We start from the raw sequence: 1,186 nt of genomic DNA, 5'->3' as shown, positions 1-1,186 counted from the left end.
CCGCAGAGCATCGAGGCGCTGCGGCCCCTTGCCGTGCAGGTTGACCGCGATGTCGGGCCGCTCGAACGGCACGGGCCCCGGGCCCGACACGTCGACCTGGTCGTCCACCGCGGCGGTCAGCGGCAGCAGGGCCTCCAGCGCCCGCGGCACGGCGAGTGTGATCCGGTGGCGGGGAAAGGCCTGGCGCAGCGCCCGCAGGGCGGGCACGGCCGTGAGCAGGTCGCCCAGGCCGAGCCCGCGCAGCGCGAGGAGTTCTAGGGCCATGACGTCTCCGTGGACGGGCAGACGACGAGCTCTCTCACCTCGCATCCGGCGGGCTGCCGCAGCGCGAAGACCACGGTCTGGGCGACGTCGGCCGGGTCGTTCAGCCCGGCCTCCGGGCCGGGTTTGTACTGTTCCGGCCGGCCGTCGAAGAAGGCCGTGCGCATGCCGCCCGGGACGAGCAGCGTCACTCCGACCTCGCCGCGCAGCTCGACGGCCAGGGCCCTGGTGAGGCCGACGACGCCGAACTTCGACGCCGAGTACGCCGAGGCGTCGCTGAGCGGCCGCAGCCCGAGGGTGGACGCGCAGGTGACGATCTTGCCGCGGGTGTGCTTCAGATACGGCAGCGCCGCCCGGACGACCGAGGCCGTGCCGAGCAGGTTCACCCGGATCACCCGCTCCCAGTCGTCGGCCGGGACGTCCTCCAGCCGCCCGCAGGCGTCGATCCCCGCGGCCGTCACCACTCCGTCCAGCCCGCCGGCCCGCTCGGCCAGCTCGCGTACCGCCCGCTCGGCCTCCCCCCGGTCGGCGAGGTCGGCCGTGACGTGCTCGAAGCGCTGGTCCGGCGGGCGCTTGTCGACGACCAGCGCTCGCCAGCCCTCCTTCTCCACGGCTTCGGCGGTGGCCAGTCCGAGCCCGGAGGCTCCCCCGGTGATCAAAATGTTCACTGGATCTCCCTGATCAGATTCGTTGTCGAACGTCCCAGCAGCGTGCTCAGCACGACGGTCTCCGCGCCGAGCGCGGCCAGGACCTTGGATTCGGGCAGCTTCTCCCCCTCGTAGTCGCCGCCCTTCACCCACACGGCAGGGCGCAGCAGCTCGATGGCGCGCGCCGGGGTGTCCTCGTCGAACACAAGCACCGCGTCCACGCAGCCCAGAGCTCTGAGCACCTCGACCCGGTCGCGCAGCAGCGCCGCCAGCCCCGC

General features: G+C 73.3%; 1 protein-coding gene and 2 pseudogenes. All 3 read right to left on the bottom strand.

Features of this window, described 5'->3' with window-relative positions:
- Positions 1-264, bottom strand: a pseudogene (locus AB0J09_RS65315) (glycosyltransferase family 9 protein); the annotation flags it as partial.
- Positions 255-929, bottom strand: coding sequence for an SDR family oxidoreductase (locus AB0J09_RS65310; RefSeq protein WP_360714607.1), 675 nt, complete (start codon positions 927-929; stop codon positions 255-257). The pseudogene AB0J09_RS65315 and the gene AB0J09_RS65310, both read right to left, overlap by 10 nt.
- A pseudogene (locus tag AB0J09_RS65305) lies at positions 926-1,186 on the bottom strand (D-beta-D-heptose 1-phosphate adenosyltransferase); the annotation flags it as partial. The gene AB0J09_RS65310 and the pseudogene AB0J09_RS65305, both read right to left, overlap by 4 nt.

This window comes from Nonomuraea sp. NPDC049784, from assembly GCF_040659615.1.
In the GTDB taxonomy this organism is placed as follows: Bacteria; Actinomycetota; Actinomycetes; order Streptosporangiales; family Streptosporangiaceae; genus Nonomuraea.
Note: the sequence above shows the minus strand (reverse complement) of the source record. Positions and strands in the feature narration are given on the sequence as shown.